Source organism: Sphingomonas panaciterrae (assembly GCF_036890205.1).
Taxonomy (GTDB): Bacteria; Pseudomonadota; Alphaproteobacteria; order Sphingomonadales; family Sphingomonadaceae; genus Sphingomonas; species Sphingomonas panaciterrae.
The window spans coordinates 564,118-582,251 of sequence record NZ_JAKNQR010000001.1 but is presented as its reverse complement, the minus strand read 5'-3'; the positions used below and the strand labels follow the sequence as shown (position 1 = coordinate 582,251).

General features: G+C 65.5%; 15 protein-coding genes and 1 other RNA gene. 7 read left to right on the top strand and 9 right to left on the bottom strand.

Going from position 1 to position 18,134, the window contains the following annotated elements:
- Positions 1–4: 4 nt before the first annotated feature.
- The 6 genes from L8F96_RS02820 to L8F96_RS02795 all read left to right on the top strand — a co-directional run bounded on the left by L8F96_RS02820 (position 5) and on the right by L8F96_RS02795 (position 3,731).
- On the top strand, positions 5–808 hold the full coding sequence (locus L8F96_RS02820; RefSeq protein ID WP_206430541.1) for a CheR family methyltransferase: 804 nt from the start codon (positions 5–7) through the stop codon (positions 806–808).
- Between the two features lie 67 nt (positions 809–875).
- Complete coding sequence (locus L8F96_RS02815) at positions 876–1,565, top strand: N-acetylmuramoyl-L-alanine amidase (RefSeq protein ID WP_296218540.1); 690 nt, start codon at positions 876–878, stop codon at positions 1,563–1,565.
- A gap of 101 nt (positions 1,566–1,666) precedes the next feature.
- The gene (gene aqpZ, locus L8F96_RS02810; protein WP_296218538.1) at positions 1,667–2,407 is read left to right on the top strand and encodes an aquaporin Z; all 741 of its coding nucleotides are present in this window, start codon (positions 1,667–1,669) and stop codon (positions 2,405–2,407) included.
- A gap of 38 nt (positions 2,408–2,445) precedes the next feature.
- Positions 2,446–2,838, top strand: an RNA gene (gene rnpB / locus L8F96_RS02805) — RNase P RNA component class A.
- A gap of 39 nt (positions 2,839–2,877) precedes the next feature.
- Positions 2,878–3,414: a J domain-containing protein gene (locus L8F96_RS02800; protein WP_046408614.1), complete on the top strand. Its 537-nt coding sequence runs from the start codon at positions 2,878–2,880 to the stop codon at positions 3,412–3,414.
- The gene (locus L8F96_RS02795; protein WP_334654963.1) at positions 3,411–3,731 is read left to right on the top strand and encodes a (2Fe-2S) ferredoxin domain-containing protein; all 321 of its coding nucleotides are present in this window, start codon (positions 3,411–3,413) and stop codon (positions 3,729–3,731) included. Before L8F96_RS02800 ends, L8F96_RS02795 begins: the two co-directional genes overlap by 4 nt.
- A gap of 51 nt (positions 3,732–3,782) precedes the next feature.
- Here the strand turns inward: L8F96_RS02795 and L8F96_RS02790 are convergent, their stop codons facing one another.
- The gene (locus L8F96_RS02790; RefSeq protein ID WP_334654962.1) at positions 3,783–4,175 is read right to left on the bottom strand and encodes a hypothetical protein; all 393 of its coding nucleotides are present in this window, start codon (positions 4,173–4,175) and stop codon (positions 3,783–3,785) included.
- 214 nt (positions 4,176–4,389) lie between these two features.
- On the opposite strand from L8F96_RS02790, the gene L8F96_RS02785 reads away from it, so the two are divergent.
- Entirely contained in the window at positions 4,390–4,497 is a 108-nt protein-coding gene (locus tag L8F96_RS02785) for a BrnA antitoxin family protein (protein ID WP_417158926.1), read from the top strand.
- A gap of 59 nt (positions 4,498–4,556) precedes the next feature.
- Here the strand turns inward: L8F96_RS02785 and L8F96_RS02780 are convergent, their stop codons facing one another.
- From L8F96_RS02780 to L8F96_RS02745, 8 genes are all read right to left on the bottom strand, one after another.
- The gene (locus tag L8F96_RS02780; protein WP_334654961.1) at positions 4,557–5,918 is read right to left on the bottom strand and encodes a DUF5677 domain-containing protein; all 1,362 of its coding nucleotides are present in this window, start codon (positions 5,916–5,918) and stop codon (positions 4,557–4,559) included.
- Positions 5,919–6,157: 239 nt separating this feature from the next.
- Positions 6,158–9,073 carry an excinuclease ABC subunit UvrA gene (uvrA, locus tag L8F96_RS02775; RefSeq protein WP_334654960.1) on the bottom strand — a complete coding sequence of 972 codons (2,916 nt, stop codon included), beginning with the start codon at positions 9,071–9,073 and terminating at the stop codon, positions 6,158–6,160.
- 241 nt (positions 9,074–9,314) lie between these two features.
- Positions 9,315–12,551 (bottom strand): TonB-dependent receptor domain-containing protein, encoded by a 3,237-nt coding sequence (locus L8F96_RS02770; RefSeq protein ID WP_186313907.1) that lies wholly within the window; start codon positions 12,549–12,551, stop codon positions 9,315–9,317.
- A 264-nt stretch (positions 12,552–12,815) separates the two neighbouring features.
- Complete coding sequence (locus L8F96_RS02765) at positions 12,816–14,192, bottom strand: Coenzyme F420 hydrogenase/dehydrogenase, beta subunit C-terminal domain (RefSeq protein ID WP_334655626.1); 1,377 nt, start codon at positions 14,190–14,192, stop codon at positions 12,816–12,818.
- Positions 14,179–15,276: a polysaccharide pyruvyl transferase family protein gene (locus L8F96_RS02760; RefSeq protein ID WP_334654959.1), complete on the bottom strand. Its 1,098-nt coding sequence runs from the start codon at positions 15,274–15,276 to the stop codon at positions 14,179–14,181. The genes L8F96_RS02765 and L8F96_RS02760 overlap by 14 nt, the downstream gene beginning before the upstream one ends.
- A gap of 5 nt (positions 15,277–15,281) precedes the next feature.
- Complete coding sequence (locus L8F96_RS02755) at positions 15,282–16,256, bottom strand: Gfo/Idh/MocA family protein (RefSeq protein ID WP_334654958.1); 975 nt, start codon at positions 16,254–16,256, stop codon at positions 15,282–15,284.
- Between the two features lie 11 nt (positions 16,257–16,267).
- A complete protein-coding gene (locus L8F96_RS02750) occupies positions 16,268–17,209 on the bottom strand; it encodes a glycosyl hydrolase (RefSeq protein WP_046408623.1) in 942 nt (313 codons plus the stop codon).
- Positions 17,206–18,021, bottom strand: coding sequence for a TIGR04290 family methyltransferase (locus L8F96_RS02745; RefSeq protein ID WP_334654957.1), 816 nt, complete (start codon positions 18,019–18,021; stop codon positions 17,206–17,208). The genes L8F96_RS02750 and L8F96_RS02745 overlap by 4 nt, the downstream gene beginning before the upstream one ends.
- Positions 18,022–18,134 lie beyond the last annotated feature (113 nt).

Here is an 18,134-nt window from a genome sequence, read left to right as displayed (position 1 = left end):
GGTGATGATCGCACCGCAGGCGAGCCCCGCGACGGTGGCTGCGCTGGCGACCCTGCTCGAAAACCGGACTGGGCAGCAGATCGCCGCCAATCGCGCGTGGCGGATCGATACCGCGCTGCGCCCGCTGGCCACCGCCAATGGTGCCGCCTCCGTCGACGAGCTGGTCGGGCAGGTGAGCGACGGGCGCAACCCCGCGCTGGCGGACCGCATCGTCGACGCGCTGCTGAACCAGGAGACGTCCTTCTTTCGCGACGGCGACGTCATCGTCGCGGCGGCCGCGGCGATTGCTGCCAGCACTGAAGCCACGCCGCGGATCTGGTGCGCGGGATGCGCGACGGGGCAGGAGCCGCTGTCGCTGGCGATCGCCTTTGCCGAGCGTGGCGGCCCGGCCCCCGAGATCATCGCCAGCGATGTATCGGCAACCGCCATCGCACGGGCCCGCACGGGGCGCTTTTCGCATTTCGAAATCCAGCGCGGGTTGCCGATCGGCCGCATGGTGCGCTGGTTCGACCAGGAGGGCGATGATTGGATCGCGCAGCCCGCCCTGGTGCGCGGCATATCGTGGCGGCGCAGCAACCTGGTGCTTGATCCCGCGCCGGCGGGGCGGCTGGATGCGGTATTCTGCCGCAACGTGCTGTTCTACCTGGCGCCGGAGTTGCGGCCGCGCGTGCTGGAAACGATTGCGCGCAGCCTGAAGCCGGGCGGGCTGTTGATGCTAGGGGCAGGCGAGACGGTGATCGGCCAGTCGGACCGCTTCGCGCCGAGCAAGCAGTTCCGCGGCCTCTATGAGCTGTTGCCGCCGCGCTGAACGGCATGGCGGGCAGCGGGCGCGCGTTGTAAGGCGGGTTGGTGACGAGCGGCCCGCAGGAGTAACCATGACGCCAATCGAGGCGCCATCGCCCAATTTCGACGAGCGCACGCTGCCGATCACGATGATCGTGCTCCATTATACCGGCATGGTGGACGGCCCGTCCGCCATCGCGCGGTTGCGCGATCCCGAGGCCAAGGTTTCCGCCCATTATGTGGTGGAGGAGGACGGCACGATCCTGCGGCTGGTGCCGGAGGAGAAGCGTGCGTGGCATGCCGGCAAGTCGCATTGGCGCGGGATCACCGACGTCAATTCCGCCTCCATCGGGATCGAGATCGTCAACCCGGGGCATGAATTCGGCTATCGCCCGTTCCCGGACGCGCAGGTCGATGCGGTGATCCGGCTGGTCCATGCGATCAAGGACCGGTACGAGATCACCCGCGGCAACATCGTCGCGCATTCCGACATTGCACCGGCGCGCAAGCGTGACCCGGGCGAGCTGTTTCCCTGGGGCAAGCTGGCACGGCTTCGGCTGGCGCTGCCGCGACCGACCCGGAACCTGATGGACCCGATGTGGGGCGAGGCGGCGTTCCTGCTGGCGCTGGAGCGGTTCGGCTATGACGTGAGCGACAAGATGGCGGCGATCGTCGCGTTCCAACGGCGGTTCCGGCCCGAACTGATCGACGGCGAGATCGACGCGGAATGCCGCATGATCCTGCTCGCGTTGCTGCTGCCCAAGCCGCAGGGGGACGATTAGGCGCGGTTCGCCGGGCCGCCGCGGCTGGGGCAATCCCCCAATTTCACTGCGCAGACTTTCCCTGTTTCCTTCGCCCCAGCGGCGCTGGTCGGAGAGAAAGCGTGGAGAATTTTCGCAAATATGCAGCCGAACTGATCGGCACGTTCTGGTTGACGTTCGGGGGGTGCGGGTCGGCGGTGCTGGCGGCCGCCTTTCCCGAACTGGGGATCGGCTTTGCCGGCGTGTCGCTGGCGTTCGGGCTGACCGTGCTGACCATGGCCTATGCCATCGGCCATGTTTCGGGATGCCACCTGAACCCGGCGGTCACCGTGGGGCTGGCGGTCGGCGGGCGGTTCCCGGTGATCGACATCCTGCCCTATATCGTCGCGCAGGTGATCGGCGGAATCCTGGGCGCGTTTGTGCTGTACCTGATCGCGATCGGGGCGCCGGGGTTCGACCTGGCGACGTCGGGATTTGCCGCCAATGGCTATGGCGCACATTCGCCGGGCGGCTATTCGCTGACCGCGGCGTGGATCAGCGAGCTGGTGCTGACGGCGGGGTTCCTGTTCGTCATCATGGGCGCAACGCATGGCCGGGCGCCGGTGCAGTTCGCGCCGATCGCGATCGGCCTGGCGCTGACGCTGATCCACCTCATCAGCATCCCGGTGACCAATACCTCCGTCAATCCGGCGCGCAGCACCGGGCCGGCGTTGATCGTCGGCGGATGGGCGATGGCGCAGCTATGGCTGTTCTGGGTCGCGCCGCTGATCGGCGGGGCGATCGGCGGCATGATGTACCGCTGGATCAGCCCGATGCCGCAGGAGAATGTGGTGGGCGATCCGAAGTGGCGCACACGGGCATGATTGCAATCCCGCGCCGCCACGCTACAGCCGCGCGCACACCAGAGGGCCGGGCGGCCGCGTCGTGGGCCTGTCCCACGCCGAGGAAAGTCCGGGCTCCATGGAACAACGGTGGCGGGTAACGCCCGCCGGGGGTGACCCCAGGGAAAGTGCCACAGAGAGCAGACCGCCCAATCTTTCAGATGAAGGCTTCGGCCGGGCAAGGGTGAAAGGGTGCGGTAAAAGCGCACCGCGCGGCCGGTAACGGCGGCGGCATGGCAAACCCCACCGGGAGCAAGACCGAATAGGGGCGGCATGGGGACTTGATCCCCGGGGTGTGTTCCCACCTGCTGCCCGGGTTGGTTGCTGGAGCGCGTCGGCAACGGCGCGCCGAGAGGAATGGTCGCCTATCCCGCAAGGGGGGACAGAACCCGGCTTACAGGCCCTCTGGTGTCACCTTTAACCTTTGGCCCGCAATCGCTAGATCGGTCGCAATGGCGCGTTCCTCCCGATCCAACGACTGGGGCTTTCCCCGCTGGCGCAGTTATGGCGCATCCCGTGAAGCGACTGCCGTGCGGCTGTGCGACCGGCATGGCTGTGACGAGCCGGGCAATTGCCCCGCCCCCAAATCCCCCAACAGCCCCGAACGCTGGTATTTCTGCCAGACGCATGCGGCGGAATATAACCGCGGCTGGAATTACTTCGAAGGGCTGGACGCCGAGGAAGCGGCGGCGCGCGAGCAGGCCGAGCGGCGCGATGCGTCGGGCTATGAGCAATCGCGCTACCAGAGCTGGGCCGGATCGGGCGACGGCAGCCGATCGCGCGACGAGATGCGCGCGCTGGAGGTGCTGGAGCTGGAGACGGACGCGACGTTCGACGACGTGCGGCTGGCGTGGCGGCGGCTGGCCAAGACCAACCACCCCGATGTGCGCCCGGGCGACGCGGAGGCGGCCAAGCGCTTTCAGGCGATCCAGGCGGCCTATGAGGTGCTGCGCACCGCCGAGGAACGGCGGACCTGGAAGCCGGCGTGAAACGCGCCAAATCCAACTGGACCGATGCGGTGCTGGTGTGCGCCAAATGCTCCCGCAAGGTCGATGGCGGCTTTGGCGCGAAGGGGCGCGACGGGCTGGCCAAGGCGCTGCGGCGGGAGCCGGGGTTCGGCAAGAAGCGCAAGGCGCAGGTCGGCGTGGTCGAGGTGAAGTGCCTTGGCCTGTGCCCGAAGAATGCGGTGACGGTGGTGGACACGCGTCGGCCGGGCGAGTGGCTGGTGGTGGCGCCGGGCGAGGATGTCGCGGCGCTGGCGGCGCGGTTCGCGGCCCCGGACGGGCCGGATCAGGCGGAGCGCTGACGCCCCCGTCGGGGCGGGCGCGGCGGCGCCTGATCCTGCCGCGGGGAGTGCCTAGGCGGCGAGGGGGCCGGCGTCGACGGGGAAGGTCTTGCCCGTCTGCTTGTCCAGTCCGCGCGCGACCCAGGTATCGAGCACCAGCGCGCCGACGACAAAGGCCAGCGTGCCCCAGGCGGCGCCGTTCTTCGGGCTGTTGCGGACGGCAGCGCCGGCGGCGGCGATATCCATGACGTCCCCGGCGGCGCGGTTCCAGACGTTGGCGGCGACGGCGGGGGCGACGAGCAGGTTGGCGCCGGCGAGCAATTCGCGTGCGCCGAATGCCTTCACCAATGTCTCATGCCCCTCGGCATCGAGCGAGCGCGTGATCCGCCGCGCCGCGACCAGCTCCGCCACGCCGAGCGCGATCGAGAATAGGCCGAGGCCGAAGCCTAACTTCTTGTAATCCATGTTAATCTCCGAAGGCTGGGGCGTGGGACAGGGCCAACGGAGGGCGATCGCGGTGGTTCCGCTGACGATGATGTTCGGGTGAGTTCGACGCGGCGCATGCAGCGGCGGGAGGTTGAGCATGTCGGACGGGGGATTGATCCGGATGACGTGCCGGAACTGACGGGGAACTGGCCGAGGCGGCCGCCCGCCGCTGCGCGGCACGGCGAAGCGGCAGGTGACGCTGCGGCTCGATCCCGACGTGATCGATAAGTTACGCGAGGGCGGGCCGGGGTGGCAGGCGCGGATGAACGAGGCGCTGCGGAAAGCGGCGGGGCTCGGATGAGTAGCGACGGATCGGCTTGGTTGCCGAGGCGGTGCAGTTCACCAGTTTGGCGGCCTGCCTTATTGCGCCTCTACTTCCCCTTGTGCAGGAACCCCTTCTTTAACCTTGGCGCGGTGTCTAAAAGATGGATAAGCTTGATTCAGAAGATCTAGTACTAAGTTTATTAACTTGACGCCGTCTGGCGCCACACTGCCCATGTCGAAGCGAGGTGGCGAAGGTATTCTATGGTACCGATGCAAGGGGTTAACGCAAAGGTCTAAGACAGTATCGCGGACTGCGGCCCACTGCCCATGAATGTAACCAGATGGCCAGGTATAAAACCTGTCGTATACATCTTTGACACCCGCCTCCTCACTCATTTTACGCAAATCGAGTTTAGACCAGCTTCCAAGGTCTATTTCGACAAACTCCTGCCACCGATCCTCATTCGCGAGCTGCTCCAGTTCATTGGACTGAACGTAAGAGGGCGTCTCATTGCTGTCGAGATCTAGCAGTTTGAGGTAGGCTAGCTTAGCCTGCCCATTGCCGTAATTTCTGTAGCGCTTCCAGAACACAGACTCATCTTTGCGAATTAGAAAAGCTAGCGTAATGTAAACCTCGACCAATGTTCTAAGAAGTAAACGGCCCTGTAATCTTTGATGGGAGCCCGACGACAACATCGTCACCTGAACGACAAGAGCGTATAGAGACAAGCCGAAAACGCCATCCAAGCGATCATCAATATCTGTCGTTGTTATGGAGCTATGAAAGTGCTCGGATACGCGTGCGTACAGCCGGACCGCTTCGTCGATCATCTCAGAAACGTCAACGCTGTCAGGTGACCTTAACGGGGCTGAGATGCATTTCGTAGAGGTTAGGCAATTCTTCCAAAACACTTCTGGCCAGTCTGATAATCGATCTTTGACGTTGAGATGGCAAAAAGCCATTTCTGCGGCTCGAATGGAAGGTCTTACGTTCCGCATATCCCCAAGCTGAGGATATGCTACAATCTCATTAGCTAAATCCGCCATGTGCTCCGGGTAGATCATTTTACCCGCCGACATCATTGTCAGCACTCTCAGCCATCTGATATCCGTTGCCGACTCCGATTGGTGCCATAGATTTGGCGCTATTGCTTCCGCCAGCGCCAGCCACCCTGCCTCTGTGTCCTCTAGTTCCGAAAGGTGACGGAGCCAGTGTTCTCTGTCGGGTAGCGCTGGAAGAAGGCGCAATGGGGTGAGTTTGGCCAGCACTGCACCGTTTTGAAGTACTGGTGCAAGAAGTGCATCAAACTCGCCGCCGCTCAACATGGCAAGCTGGGAATGTCCCATCCCGTCAAATTTCAGCTCGCCATGTGACTTCGCGGAGGAAGCCAAGGTCCTGAAAATTTCTAGATACTGCTCTCGTTCAAAACTTGAGCAAATCAATGCGACCCAAACCAATTCAGGGAGCCGTTCATCTCTCCATGAAGAAAGGGACACCGAAGCCGGGAGTCTGGCGTAGGGGGGGATTAAGCGTTTTCCCTCGCGGTGATGATCTTCAAGGCGTGTGCCCTCCCCAGCCCGTTTTCGCTTTTTACCTTTTGCCAAAGATGTCGCTCGCCTGAAGTGATCGACTATAGTGCATCAAAATCGGGTGGAAGCAATCACTTCATAGGCTAACGGTTGGCAGCACATCCTACTCACTCCGCCGCCACAGCCTCCCGCTTCCCCAACAACGGCGCCAGATACTTCCCCGTAAAGCTCCGCGGCTCCTGCGCCACCACTTCCGGCGTGCCTTCGGCAACGATCTCGCCGCCCTTGACGCCGCCTTCCGGCCCCAAATCCAGCACCCAGTCAGCGGTCTTGATGACGTCCAGGTTGTGCTCGATCACCACCACGGTGTTGCCCTGTTCGACGAGGGCGTGGAGCACTTCGAGGAGCTTGCGCACGTCCTCGAAATGCAGGCCCGTGGTCGGCTCGTCGAGGATGTAGAGCGTGTTGCCGGTGGCGCGGCGGGAGAGTTCCTTGGCGAGCTTCACGCGCTGCGCCTCGCCGCCCGACAGCGTCGTCGCCTGCTGGCCGACCTTGATGTAGCCGAGGCCCACCTCGACCAGCATCGCCATCTTGTCGCGGATCGGGGGCACGGCCTTGAAGAACTCCGCCGCGTCCTCGACCGTCATGTCGAGCACGTCGGCGATCGAGTGGCCCTTGAACTTCACCTCCAGCGTCTCGCGATTGTAGCGCGCGCCGTGGCACACGTCGCAGGTGACGTAGACGTCGGGGAGGAAGTGCATCTCGATCTTGAGCACGCCATCGCCCTGGCACGCCTCGCACCGGCCGCCCTTGACGTTGAACGAGAAGCGGCCGGGCTTGTAGCCGCGCGCCTGCGCCTCCGGCAGGCCGGCGAACCAGTCGCGGATCTGGGTGAAGGCGCCGGTATAGGTCGCCGGGTTCGAGCGCGGGGTGCGGCCGATCGGCGACTGATCGATGTCGATCACCTTGTCGAGATGCTGCAGCCCGGTGACCTTGTCGTGCTTGCCGGCGAGGATGCGCGCGCCGTTCAGCGCGCGGGCGGCGGCGGCGTAGAGCGTGTCGATGGTGAAGCTCGACTTGCCCGAGCCGGAGACGCCGGTGATGCAGGTGAAGGTGCCGAGCGGGATCGAGGCGGTGACGCCGGTCAGGTTGTTAGCGGTGGCGTTGTGCACCGTCAGCTTCTTGCCCGAGCCCTTGCGGCGCTTGGCCGGGACGGGGACCTCGCGGGTGCCGTTGAGGTAATCGGCGGTGACGCTGCCCTTGGATTTCAGGAGCTGCTTGAGCGTGCCCTGCGCGACGATCTGGCCGCCGTGGACGCCGGCGCCGGGGCCCATGTCGATCACGTAATCGGCGGTGCGGATCGCATCCTCGTCATGCTCGACGACGAGGACGGTGTTGCCGAGATCGCGCAGGCGGCGGAGCGTGGCGAGCAGCATGTCGTTGTCACGCTGATGCAGGCCGATCGAGGGCTCGTCGAGGACGTAGAGGACGCCGGAGAGGCCGCTGCCGATCTGGCTGGCGAGGCGGATGCGCTGGCTCTCGCCGCCCGACAGGGTGCCGGAGGTGCGATCGAGGTTGAGATAGTCGAGGCCGACGTTGTTGAGGAAGCCCAGCCGCTCGACGATTTCCTTGAGGATGCGCTCCGCGATGGCGCGCTGCTGGTCGTTGAGGTGATTGGGGAGGTCGGTGAAGAAGGCGAGCGCGTCGACCACCGAGAGGTGGGTCGCGTGACTGATGTCCTGCATCGCGACCTTTACCGCCAGCGCCTCGGGCTTCAGGCGGGCGCCGTGGCAGACCTCGCACGGCTGGGACGACTGGTACTTGCCGAGCTCCTCCTTCATCCACGCGCTCTCGGTCTGGAGCATGCGGCGATTGAGATTGCCGATGACCCCCTCGAACGGCTTGCTGACGTCGTAGCTCTTCTTGCCGTCGATGAAGGTGAGGGTGACCGCCTTTCCCTTGGTGCCGTGGAGGATGATGTTCCGCACCTCCTCCGGAAGCTCGGCCCAGGGGGTGTCGAGGCTGAAATCATAGGCGCGGGCGAGGGAGCCGAGCACTTGCATGTAATAGGGTGAGGGCGGGTTGGACTTCGCCCAGGGGACGACGGCGCCCTTCTTGATGGTGAGCGCGTGGTTGGGGACGACGAGATCCTCGTCGAAGATCAGCTTTTCGCCGAGGCCGTCACAGGCCGGGCAGGCGCCCTGGGGGGCGTTGAAGGAGAAGAGGCGCGGCTCGATCTCGGCGATGGTGAAGCCGCTGACCGGGCAAGCGAACTTCTCGGAGAAGACGATGCGGTTGGCGGGGATGCCGGCGTTCTTCATCGCGCCGCCGGACGCGGCCTCATCCTCGCGCCCCGGCACGACGCCGTCGGCGAGATCGACATAGGCAAGGCCGTCGGCGAGCTTCAGCGCGGTCTCGAAACTGTCGGCGAGGCGGGTGGCGATGTCCGCGTTCACTGCGAGGCGATCGACCACGACCTCGATGTCATGCTTGTACTTCTTGTCGAGCGCGGGCGCGTCCTCGATCTCGTGGATCTCGCCGTCGATCCGTACGCGGGTGAAGCCGGCCTTCTGCCACTCGGCCATTTCCTTGCGATACTCACCCTTGCGGCCGCGCACGACGGGGGCGAGGAGGTAGAGCCGCGTGCCTTCGGGCAGCGCCATGACCCGGTCGACCATCTGGCTGACGGTCTGCGCCGCGATCGGCTCCCCGGTGACGGGCGAATAGGGGATGCCGACACGCGCCCAGAGGAGGCGCATGTAATCGTAGATCTCGGTCACCGTCGCGACGGTGGAGCGCGGGTTGCGGCTGGTCGTCTTCTGCTCGATCGAGATCGCAGGCGAGAGCCCCTCGATATGATCGACGTCCGGCTTCTGCATCAGTTCGAGGAACTGGCGGGCGTAGGCGGACAGGGACTCGACGTAGCGGCGCTGACCCTCGGCATAGATGGTGTCGAACGCGAGGCTCGACTTGCCCGAGCCAGAGAGGCCAGTGATCACCGTCAGCGTATCCCGGGGGATATCGACGCTTACGTCCTTCAAGTTGTGCTCGCGCGCGCCGCGGACGGAGATGTGAGTCAGCATGCGTTTAGTTCTACTTCCGTTCCGGTCGGGAGGATAGACCGGAGATGTAGGAAGCGGGGGCGGGGGATGCCAGCGGCGGACGGAAAGGTATCTTTTGCCCGTGCGGGTAGGGCTCCTGTCATTCGTCAGCCGCTGTGCTGAGCCTCACACCCGCCAAGGCTGAACGACGAACCGGCTCGTGGCACAAAAAAAGAGGGGCCGGCATGGCCGACCCCTCCAAAAGTGCAATCTGATCGATGGATCAGAAGCGTGCGCGGAAGCCCGCGTAGAAGAAGCGGCCGCGGTTGTCGTAGATACCCGAGCCGGTGGTGATGCCGGTCAGACCGTACGGCGGCTTGACGTCGCCAACGTTGTTGACGCCGAAGTCGAGCGTGAAATTGTCTTCCACGTCGACGCCGAAGCGGATGTCGTTGTACACAACCGACGGATACTTGCGGATCGTCGCATAGTCCGGGTTCTGCGGCGGCTGACCGTTCACGCTGTTATAGTCTTCGAAGGTGTTCAGATACATGCCGTCGATCCAGCGGATCGTGTGGCCGAGCGTGAACTTGCCGAAGCGCAGGTCGGTGAACGCGATCACCTGATCCTTTGGATAGCTGAGCTCGCTCGTCAGGACGTTCTTGAATTCCGGACGCGACGGATCGGTGAACTGGTCGAGCTGGATCAGGTGAGTCCAGACCGCCTTGAAGTTCGCCCGCATGAAGCCGAAGTCGCGGTTATACGCGAGCTGCGTGTCGATGCCGCGCGTCTTGAAGCGGGCATAGTTCTGCGGAAGATCCTGGAACGATCCCTCGATGACCCGGAACGCTTCTTCGCCGTTCGGACCACCATTGGCGCCAGCGCGGGTGAACAGATCACAGAACTGGTTGTTCAGGTTCGGTGCGTCGTAGCACGCGTTCAAGGCCTGCTGGACCGTCGGCGACGTGATCACGTTGTTCACCGTGATGTCGTAGTAATCGACCGACAGCGACAGACCCGGCACGAAGCGCGGCGAGAAGACACCGCCCAGCGTCAGCGAGTTGGACGTTTCCGCCTCAAGCTGACGGTTGCCACCGCTCTGGATTTCCAGCGACGAGGTGTAGACGAAGTCATAACCTGCCGGACGACCGGCCGCCTCGCAGTTCGCGGGGCGCGTTGCGGAACCAGTGTTGATGTTGCGCGCCGAGCACGGATCGTTCGGAGCAGCGGTGTAGTTCTGGCCGAGCGGCGAATACTGCTCACCCAGATACGGCGAACGCACCGAGCGCGAGTAACCACCACGCAGCAGCAGGTCGTCGACCGGGCGCCAGGTGGCATTGCCGTTCCACGCCACGACCGTGCCGACCGAACCGGTGTAGTCCGCGACGCGGGCCGCACCCGAGATGGTCAGTTCCTTGAACAGGAACACGTCCTTCAGAAGCGGGATCGACAATTCGCCGAACGCTTCCTTCACTTCGAACGCCGGCGAGCGGAAGCTCGGGATCGCGTTGTAGAAGTTGTAGCCCGCCTGGGTCAGCGGATCGAGGTCATAGGTCAGCGTTTCCCGACGATATTCGCCACCAACCGAGAAGCCGACCGGGCCACCGGGCAGTTCGAACAGCTGGCTGGAGTCACCCGCGACGAAGCCGTTGACGACCAGCTGCGTTGCCTTGCCCGATGCTTCGGTCGGCGACAGGATGTAGTTGCGCGCGGCCTGGCTGACCGAGCCCTCGCCGAACGGGTTGAGCGGAACGCAGGCGGCGATATCGGCCGCGAGCTGTGCCGGATTGCCACCCAGGTCGCTGCCGGCATAGGCGCCGTCGACCTGCGCACGGCAGACGATCTGACCAGCGGCGTTGCGCGTCGTGTCCAGCGCCAGCAGGTAGCGCTGGGTGTTCACGTTGCCGACGATCAGATTGTTTTCGCGGTGCTCACCGTAGTTCACCGAAACTTCGTAGGTCCAGTCGTCGTTGAAATCGCCGCGGACACCACCGACGATGCGGAAGGTATCACGCTCGATCTGCTCGTCGCGGATGCCGAGGTCGAGCCAGTTGCGACGCAGGCTGAAACGATAGGTGCCGGCATCGACCTGGGCCAGCGCTGCTGCCTGGTTGGCGGCGGCGGACGCACCGCTGAATGCGGCGCCCGTGTTCGGGTTCACACCCGAAACGATCGAGTTGCGAAGCTGACCAGCGATCGTCGCGCGGGCAGCCGCGTTCAGATACGGGTTGTCGAGGCGGATGCCTTCACGGTTGACGGAGCCGGATCCCGCGTTCGAGTAGGAACGGTCGGTGAACCCTGCGATCGCCACGCCGTCGGAGAGCGTCTGGCCCTGCGAGAAGAACGGACCGCTCTGCGAGCCGCGTGCTTCGGTGCGGACGTACTTGGCTTCGAAGAAGGGAACGAAGCCCTCAGACACTTCGAAATGGCCGAGCGCGTTGAAGACGTAACGCTTCACGTCGGGGGAAAGCGCGGTCAGGCGGCCTTCGCGGCTCGTCGTGCCATTGCCACCGATGTAGTTGCCGTTCGGGCCCAGGCCGACCCGCTCGCCGGTCTGCGGCGTCAGGTTGCCATTGCGGTCGAACAGGTAGCCGCAGGTGAAGGCCGAGCCGACGGCGTCGACGCCGCAACCCGGGTTGGCGCCCTGACGGAAGCCGAGCTGACCACCCAGCGAAATCGTCGCGCCGCGCAGGTCACGGTAGAAAACGCGATCCGGACGATCGTCGAACGCAGCGCCGGTGTCAGTGTCGACAACGATGAAGGCGTCGTTCTGACGCAGGTTCGGACGGCCCGATGCGTAATAGTCGCTCTGATGGGCGAATTCGGCGTTGAACGCGATGTTGCCGCGGCCGTCGGCGAAGTTCTTGCCGGCGACGAGCGAGAGATACTGGTTGCCCGCATCGCCATAGTCGCTGATGCCGGTCTGACCGCGAAGCGCGATACCGTCATAGTCACGCTTCAGCTTGAAGTTGACCACACCCGCGATCGCGTCCGAACCGTAGACGGCCGACGACGCACCGCCGGTGACGACTTCGATGTTCTCGATCAGGTCGGTCGGCATCGCGTTGATGTCGACGGCGTTGCCGTTGTTGATGATGTCGGCCGACACATGGCGGCGGCCATTGACGAGCACCAGCGTACGAGCGCGACCCAGCGAGCGCAGGTCGAGGAAGTTCACGCCGCGAACGCCGAGGCCCGAGGTGGAGTTCTGCGAGCCGAGCGACGAACGGAATTGCGGAAGCTGGTTCAACGCGTCGCCAACCGCGACGCGACCGGTCGAGAAAATCTGCTGCGAATCAAACGTCGTGATCGGCGTCGGCGAATCGTCGTTGGGACGACGGATACGCGAACCGGTAACGACAATCGCTTCGCCGGACTGATCAGCTTCCTGCTCACCGGTAGCGGCACCAACAGTCGACGCATCGCCGGACTGGGGCTCGCTCTGCGCCAGCGCAACGCCCGGCAACATGACGGCGGCGGTCGCCAGCGCAGTCGCTGACAACCAGTGGAAAGTACGCATCGACTAAAAACCCTCTTTTTTTCAATTCCCTGAATGCGGGAGAGCCCGAGAAGCCGTTTTGGCGGCTGATCGCAATAGACTGTTGTCCAAAAACGGGACTTTAAGATTTTTTGTGATAAAACTGCCACATGGCGTGCAAGCGGGTGATGGCGGCACGTTCCACGGCTAACCGCGGCTGCATGAGGGTGCGGCCCCCGCCGGTGTCTTTGCCGCGGCGCGGCCCAGCGTTTGATGCGAAAAGGGCTCGCCTTGGCGGGGCTGGGCTCAGCCCTCTGCGCCGTCGAGGCGGGCGAGAAGGCGCCCGAGGCGGCCGCGTTTGTAGGCGAGTGCCTGGTAGACGTAGAGGCTGGCGGCGGCCCAGCGGGTGTAGATCCACGGCTGGTTCAGTCGCCGGGCGAGCCATGCCATGCGGTGGCTCCAGCGCGCGATCGCGGCGCGGGTGCGGTAGATGGCGCGGCGGCGGGGCGGGTGGCCCGTAGCGCGGGGCGCGACGCGCTTCACCGGCGTGACGCGGCGTTTCTGCCAGGTGAGGCGATACGCCAGCCCCTCACGACGCTGGCGAAAGCCGGCAGCCTGCGTGCCGGCAATGAAATCGGCATCGACGCCCGTCAGCGCGAGACGGCCGTCGGTGATGGCGGCGGTGATGCGCGCCGCAACCTCAGGCGAACGGACGATCACCACATTGGTACCGCGGCCGTCGGAGGAATAGGGTTCCACCCAGGCGTCCCCGAAGGAGACATCGGCGCATTCGGCGACGACGTCGTCGCACGCATCGCAGGCGCTGTTCTGAAAGAAGCCGGCGCCCCAATCGCCATCGGCGAGGTGGAACCAGTCCTGCCAGCGGGCCGTGCCATCATCGAGCGTCAGGTGCGCGGTGTACCAATTGGCGGGGCGATCGGGATCCTTGCGGCGATACTCGACCGCGCGCACGGTGTCGCGCTCAACCCCCAGCTGCCAGGCGAAACTGTCGACAAAGGCGGCGCTTTTCATATGACCACAGAACAGGCCGAGAAGATGGGTGATGCGGTCGTTCAGGACGGGATCCTGCTCCCGCAGCAGGCTGACCGCCTTGATGAAGCAAGGCACGCCGACGATCGCGTAGCGGCCGGGGGTGGCGCGGATCTCGGCCAGCACCTCCGCCAGATCGACCGGATAGTAGCGCGAGCGCGCGCCCTCCAGGATCTGATCGGCGGTGCGCGATATGCGGTAATGGAACAGGCGATCGCCCGTTGACGGGATGACGTGCGCGACGCCGTCGATTGCCCCGGAAGCAAGCAGGTCGGCGGCGACCCAGCTGACCATGCCGCCGGAGCTGCCGCGCTCCCGAAAAGGCGGCTGATCGGCGTGGCCCACATAATTGGCCTCGTAGCGGCCGAGGCGGGGATCGTGATGCGGCGCGGCGGGGAAGCGGGCGAGGGCGAGTTGATCCTCGTTGCGGGCGCCGGGCGAGAAGGGGCAGGTGGCCGCAAAGGCGGCGGGCGGCGGGGCGTGGCCGGCTTCGTGATCCGTCAGCGTGGCGGTGCTTGGCTTGCGCTGGCCGTAGCGGTCCCATGTCATGCCGCGGGTCGCGCAGCCACCGCAGCCGATGCACAGGCCGGATTCGACGATGTCGGCGGGGGTGAGCGCCTCAGGCGAGGGCATGATCAAGGAAGCGCGCCGAGCTGGCCCGCTCCGTCGCGAGGCGATCGGGCAGGCCGGCGGGGAGGGCGCCGAGGCGGTCGGCGAAATCATCGTTGCTCACCGCCGCCGTGACGAGGTGCCGTTCGAGGCCAAGCATGTTGGTGAGATCCTGCACCTTGTTGCGGCGATAGGGTGAGGCGGCGCAGACGAACGGGCGGTGGTGTCGGATCGCAAAGACGCAGCCGTGGAAGAAATTGGTCGCGACTGCGGCGGCACCGGCGAACAGAGCGGAAAATTCGGCCGGGCCGGCATCGATCCTGGCCTCGTCCGCGACCGGGCTGGGGTAGCCCACCGCGACGAGGCGGGTGCCGCTGCGGTCGGCCCAGCGCCGCAGCTGCGCGGTGTACCAGTCGGGGAAGCTGTGGCCGTAGATGAGGGCGTAGCGGCTCGGACCCGAGGCTGCAGCATCGGGAATGACGCCGGGAAACTGGAGGCAGGGATCGAGCACGAGGGGCGGGCCGCCTGCAGCCCTCCCCTGATCAGCGGCGAGCGGCGCGAGCAGGGCGCGGCTGTTCTCGTCCCGCACCGACAGCGCATCGAAACGGCGAAGTCGATCGAGCCACGGGCCGTCGATGCCGTCGGCCACGTCGTGGTTGCCGACGCTGGCGGCGTAGGAGACGAGCCGATCGGCGGGGAGGCGATCACCGAAGAAGATCGGCTCGCCCGAATACCAGGGGTGGCGGAAGTTCCAGACTTCATCGCTGCCGACCACCACGGCGTCATAATGCGGGGCCTGCGCCGGGTTTCGCAGCGGGAAGGGCGGCGACAGGGGCAAGGCGTCTACCGCGGCGATCAAGGCGCGGGTCTTGCGGCCAAGCGCCGCGAAATGTCGCGGATCGGTGCGCGCCGGCAGGGTCGGCTGAAAGGCGTTGCGCGCCTCGCGCCATTCCACGCAGCGCGAGCGGTGATCCAGCAGTTCGGCATCCAGCCCGCGCGCGCGCAGCCCCTCCACCAGGCAGCGCGCCTGCCAGTAGGAGCCGTAGTTGATCGAGCGGTGGAAGGTCAGGACACCGACCTTGCGTGGACCTGCCGGGCGCGCCGCCATGCCGTCTAGCGCCCGTAGATGAGGTCGAGCACCTCCGCGGAGCGGGCGAAATGATCGGCGGCGGGATCGTAACGGTGACTGTGCGCAAGCTGCTGCGCCCAGGCGGCGGCGGCACGGCCGCCCCAGTCATCCGGCCCGTCGGTCAGGCGGTGAGTGGCCGTGCCGGTGAAATGATCGGCGGTGAAATCATAGAAGCTGCCGCCGACATTGCGGAAGCCGGCCCCGCCCTGCGTGCCGTAGAAATCGGCGGCGATCACCGCATCCTGCCCGGCGTGGAGGCGCCAGGAACAGGTGAGGCGGACGGTGGCGCCGCCCGCGGTGAAGCTGGCGCTGGCATAATCCTCCACCGAGCCGGGGTGGAGCGGCTGTCCCCCGGCATAAAGCGCGGCATGGGCGTCGCTCGCCTTGGGGAAGCTGAGTGTCCAGAGCGCGAGATCGACGAGGTGGACGCCGAGGTCGACGACACAGCCGCCGCCCGACTGCACCGGATCGTAGAACCACGGCTTGTCCGGGCCGTAGGCATTGTGAAACGTGAGATCGACCGCGAAGATATCGCCCAGCGTGCCCTCGCGGATCAGGCCGGCGATTGCCTCCATCCCCGCGGTGTGGCGATACGACAGGTCGACGCCGAGCAGCCGGTCGGCGGCGCGGGCGGCGGCGATCACTGCATCCACCTCCGCTGCGGTTCGGCCGAGCGGTTTCTGGCAGAAGACGGCCTTCCCCGCCTGAAGCGCCTGGATCGACTGATCGGCATGAAGCGCGCTTGGAGTCGCGATGACCACGCCATCGATGTCGAGCGCGAGCATGTCGTCGAGCGTGTCGACGATGCGGATCGTGGGGGCGATGGTGGCCGCCTCCGCGATACATTCAGGCGAGGGGTCGCAGACCGCGACGGCATCGACCGCCCCCGTCGCCACCATGGCAGCCATGCGGTGCCGGCCGATCCAGCCGGTGCCGAGGAACCCGATACGGGGCTTCATATGCGCGCCCCTCAGGCCGAGGCGACGAGCTTGAGCGGCGAGGCCTGACCGGCGCCGGACTGCGCGGGCGCGTAGCGATCGATCATCTCGGCACAGAAATCAGCGAACATCTGCGGATCGCGCGCCGGGCTGGTGTGATGCGGCTGGACGCCGAGATGCTCGGGCGTGAAGCAGAAGGTGACGGTTACCTCGAACTCGGCCAGCGCCTCCATCTGGCGGTCGAACCAGTCGAGCGCATTGGGGCGGAAGCGATCGGCCCAGCTGAGCCCGGTACGCAACTTGCGCGTGCCCAGCCGCTTCAGCCAGTCGACCGCCTCGTCGAGCCGCGGATCCTCGAAGTGGAACCATTGCATCAGGCCCATGTCGGCCGCGTGGCGGGCATAGACGTCGAGCGCGGGCTTCGGCGTCCCGTCCTCGCGGATCAGGCCCATGTAGAAATGGCGGTAATAGCTGGAGCCTTCCGCCTCGCGGTGGCGGGTGGTCGCGCCCCATGCCTGGGGCAGATCGAACAGCGAATACCAATAGACGTTGGGCACGCGGCCGATCAGCAACTCGGCGGTCTTTTCGACGCCAAAGACCTGCACTTCCTCTGCCCCGAACGAGCCCACGCCGACCTCGGTCACCCAGATCGGCTTGTCGGTTACGACCTCCTCGATCTCGGCGATCTTCTTGGGCCAGTCGTGGATCGACCACAGGTTCCAGTCGAGCGGGAAGCCGTGCACGGCGATGACGTCCACCGCATCAAGCGCGCCATGCGCCCGCATCCGGTTCACCCATTGGGGGTCGATCGGCGACATGCCGCCCAGCACGCGGGTGACCGCCGGATTGATCGCGGCAATCGCATTGCCGGCGCGGATCACGTGATCGGCGTAGGACGACCAGTCGGGATCGATCTCCGGATCCCAGTGCGATTTGTTGTTCGGCTCATTCCAGATCATCGCCGCTTCGATCACGAACCTGTACCCCCCTTGGCTGGATAGACCGCCGCCGGGCCATGCTGGCCAAACGGCACCGGTGCGACCCGGCAGAAATAAACATCGCCGTCGGCCTGCGCCTCGACGGAGAAGCCGGCTGCGCGCAGCATCGCCTGGCTGCCGGCGGCGTTGGGCGCCCACCAGTTCGTCCAGTCACCGGCGAATTGCCGTTCGATGAAATGCATCTTGGGATAGCCGGGCGCGTCGAAATAGGCGGGCTGGCGATAGGTGCCCGGTTCGAAGAAGGGGTGATCCTCCGGCACGTCGGCGATCTCCGGCGAGCCCTGCTGCAGCGTCTGGAACAGCATGGCGTCGCGCGCGACATGCGCGCGGATGAGGTCCAGCGCCAGCAGCGGATGGCGCAGATGGTAGAGGACGCCCATGAAGATCACGAGGTCGAACGTCTCGCCCAGCGCGGCCACGTCATAGACCGACAGGTTGCGGAACTCGACGCCGGTGAAGCCGAGCGCATCGGTCGCGAGACGCGCCTGCGCGAGATAGCGATCGTCGCTGTCGATGCCGACTACCCGCTCCGCGCCGCGGCGTTTCATCTCCACCGAGTAGAAGCCGGCGTTGCAGCCGATGTCGAGCACGCTCTTGCCGGTGAGATCGGCCGGAACGATCGAGGCGAACCGCGCGAATTTGTCCGCCGGGTAATTGCCGAGAAAATGATCGGGCGCGGTTGCGACGCCGTTCAGATCGATATTGTGGAACCACGGCGCGAGCGCCGCGATGCTGCTCCTGAGGGTGTCATACGGTCTTTGATCGTCCGAACGATTGGCTACCGGCATCGCGCCCCCTGGATGTCGGCCCGCGACATGCGGCGCCATGACGAGTGACGGGCATCTGCACCTGTGCGCAGGCCCCTCGTTTCGCTTAACGAACGGAGTTTGAAGGTGTTCCC

Excerpts from the sequence above, each read along its gene's own strand:
- L8F96_RS02820 (WP_206430541.1), top strand. The coding sequence starts at position 5 with ATGATCGCACCGCAGGCGAGCCCCGCGACGGTGGCTGCGCTGGCGACC.
- L8F96_RS02755 (WP_334654958.1), bottom strand. The coding sequence starts at position 16,256 with ATGAAGCCCCGTATCGGGTTCCTCGGCACCGGCTGGATCGGCCGGCAC.
- L8F96_RS02815 (WP_296218540.1), top strand. The coding sequence starts at position 876 with ATGACGCCAATCGAGGCGCCATCGCCCAATTTCGACGAGCGCACGCTG.
- L8F96_RS02800 (WP_046408614.1), top strand. The coding sequence starts at position 2,878 with ATGGCGCGTTCCTCCCGATCCAACGACTGGGGCTTTCCCCGCTGGCGC.
- L8F96_RS02760 (WP_334654959.1), bottom strand. The coding sequence starts at position 15,276 with ATGGCGGCGCGCCCGGCAGGTCCACGCAAGGTCGGTGTCCTGACCTTC.
- uvrA (WP_334654960.1), bottom strand. The coding sequence starts at position 9,073 with ATGCTGACTCACATCTCCGTCCGCGGCGCGCGCGAGCACAACTTGAAG.
- L8F96_RS02765 (WP_334655626.1), bottom strand. The coding sequence starts at position 14,192 with ATGCCCTCGCCTGAGGCGCTCACCCCCGCCGACATCGTCGAATCCGGC.
- L8F96_RS02790 (WP_334654962.1), bottom strand. The coding sequence starts at position 4,175 with ATGGATTACAAGAAGTTAGGCTTCGGCCTCGGCCTATTCTCGATCGCG.
- L8F96_RS02770 (WP_186313907.1), bottom strand. The coding sequence starts at position 12,551 with ATGCGTACTTTCCACTGGTTGTCAGCGACTGCGCTGGCGACCGCCGCC.
- L8F96_RS02745 (WP_334654957.1), bottom strand. The coding sequence starts at position 18,021 with ATGCCGGTAGCCAATCGTTCGGACGATCAAAGACCGTATGACACCCTC.